The organism is Flavobacterium sp. Root186 (assembly GCF_001428525.1).
Classification (GTDB): domain Bacteria; phylum Bacteroidota; class Bacteroidia; order Flavobacteriales; family Flavobacteriaceae; genus Flavobacterium.
The window spans coordinates 90,734-90,946 of record NZ_LMHW01000003.1; the positions used below are offsets into that span (position 1 = coordinate 90,734).

Annotated in this window: 1 pseudogene; it reads left to right on the forward strand. The window is 42.7% G+C overall.

The features are described 5' to 3' along the window. Window positions 1-213 (forward strand): annotated as a pseudogene (locus ASD98_RS24550) (hypothetical protein); the annotation flags it as partial.

A 213-nucleotide genomic window follows, 5' to 3' on the forward strand; every position in this document is an offset into this window, starting at 1 on the left:
TGGAAAATCAGCATTCGAAATCTGGAAAGAGCTTCCTGGAAACGACGGRAAAGAYATGAACGAATATGTTGCGGGTCTTAAAGGAGAAAACGGAGTTGACGGTAAATCGGCATTCGAGATCTGGAAAGAACTTCCTGGAAACGACGGAAAAACAATTGCCGAATATTTAGACGGAATAAAAGGTACTGACGGAACAAACGGTGCTGATGGAAA